The 1,965-nt window shown below is 66.1% G+C and carries 2 protein-coding genes and 1 pseudogene; all 3 read right to left on the reverse strand.

The genetic code is table 11. The annotated features are described in order from the left end of the window. Positions 1–493: 493 nt before the first annotated feature. Positions 494–1,147: a nucleotidyl transferase AbiEii/AbiGii toxin family protein gene (locus tag MJ783_RS16690; protein WP_239311372.1), complete on the reverse strand. Its 654-nt coding sequence runs from the start codon at positions 1,145–1,147 to the stop codon at positions 494–496. 5 nt (positions 1,148–1,152) lie between these two features. Further along, positions 1,153–1,554, reverse strand: coding sequence for a hypothetical protein (locus MJ783_RS16695; protein ID WP_239311373.1), 402 nt, complete (start codon positions 1,552–1,554; stop codon positions 1,153–1,155). 224 nt (positions 1,555–1,778) lie between these two features. After that, positions 1,779–1,965, reverse strand: a pseudogene (locus tag MJ783_RS16700) (hypothetical protein); the annotation flags it as partial.

The following is a 1,965-nucleotide window of genomic DNA, read 5'->3' on the forward strand; positions in this document are numbered from 1 at the left end:
ATTGAGGCCAAGGTCCTGCGGATTCAGGCACTTGGCGAAGCTGATCGTCAGATCAGCGAGCAGCAGGGGAGAGCGTGGACCCTGTGCAGCGGCATCCGAACCGACTGATCTTGGTTGCTGGCCCTGACATCATCGTCCGACCCGTCGCTACTCGGGCCCTGACCAGGGACGACACCCAGTGACCACGCCGACCGTCACATCATCTACCCGATCGAACGAATGTTCCGCAGACCTGGCGGCTTCGGGCACCTCGACCCCTCTGGCGACCGTGATCGTAGGCGATTGAACCGCCACCGCCACCGCCACCGCCGGCCGCGGACGGGCGGCGGCTGGCCGTGCAGCGGCGGACACACGCACCCTCCAGACCCTGCTCGACGTCCGGACCGGCGCCGCACCTACCACCGCCCTTACGGACAGTTACCAGAAGGGACGATTCCACACCCCAGAGTCACCGCCGCCATCGAGCGCCCGTCGCTGGGGCGGCGAGGAGCTGTCACTGGGGCTGGTTGGCGAGGAGGAGGTGACGCCGCTCGGCGAAGCGTCGACGCAGGTCCGCGACGGCTTCTGGTTTGGTGTCGTATTCGGCGAAGGCGGTGTCGGTGATCTGGGTGAGGGCGCCGAGGGCGTCAGCGAAGATGAGGCGGTCGAAGCCTGGGTCGGTCTGCGCGGCGAGGTTGAGCAGCTGTTCGCGGGTGTATCGGCCGCTGGTGATGGCGGCGTCGACGTCGAGGAAGTCGCGTGGCATGGCGCGGCCGAACAGGGCGCACATCTTGTTGGCGACGGCGTCGTCGGCGTGCAGGACGGGGCCGATGTCGAGCTGGATCGGGTCGTGCGCACGCCAGTCGGCGGAGATTTCGACCTTGTCTGCCCGCCTGTTGACGGGGTCGGTCACCATGACTCGGACGAACGTCTCGCCGCGCATCCCGATCGACGTCGTGTATCCCGCTTCTTCCAACGCGTCGATGACAGCCGTGACCAGGTCGGGGAACTCGTCCCGTCGCCGCCAACTGGTGAACAGATCGACGTCGCCGCTCGGGCGACTACCGATGCCGTGTGCCTGGACGGCGTAGCCACCTGCGAGCGCAAGCCCGTACGGTCTTCCCGCAGCGAGTGCGACTCGGGTGATCCGTTCGTGGTTTTCGTCCATGAGTTCTAGGCGATCGCGGTAATTCGACTGATTTCAGCAAGAACGGGAAACTTCTCATCCCAGGCCCGGCGGAGTTGGGCCGGTAGCCAAAGGACCGCCCAGAGGCGGCGCAGCACGGCTGCGTTCAGGTAGGCGTAGAGGTCCTGCGGGTTAGCCGCTTCGACGAGGACGGCGCGGTAGAGATCGATGATCCGTCCCGGGGCGTCCAGGTCGTATTCGGCGTGACCCGACCAGTCGAGGTGTGCGGGCAGCTGGACCACGCCGGTCACCGGGCCGCGGAGCAGGTCGAGGCTGCCCGCGACGGCGTACGGACGCCGGTAGCGGGGCGACGAGACACCCCCGGAGTCGACCATGGTCACCAGCGTATAGCGACCAGCGGCGAAGCGCTGGATGCGTCGCGCGGACACCGCTTGTGCCGGCCGCGGCGGGTTCCGCGGCGCCGGGACAGGAGGCGCACGGCCAGCCGCCGGGCATCGGCCGACAGCGAAGCGTCCGTGGAAGCCTCCGGAGCGCACAGCCGTAGCCTCGGATCTTGGCGATACCCCGCTGTATCAACGGTGTCCGGGATGCGAGACCCATGTATTGCCTGGTGGCGGGGTATTCGGAGCGTGTGCGTCGATGAAATCGAATTTTACTTATGCTGGCTCGCGAAGAAGGCCGCTGTTTTTAGGAAGGCATTGTCCATCTGCGCCTGCGCGTATTTCTTGCGTAGTTCGATCAGTTCGGCGCGCTCTGATAGCGACAGCGGCTTCTCCTCGCTCTCGCTGTTGTTCTTCGCCTTTTCATCCAGTTCCCCAGCGTCGAGTCGTTGATGCCAA

This window comes from Protofrankia sp. Cj3 (assembly GCF_917627355.1).
GTDB lineage: Bacteria > Actinomycetota > Actinomycetes > Frankiales > Frankiaceae > Protofrankia.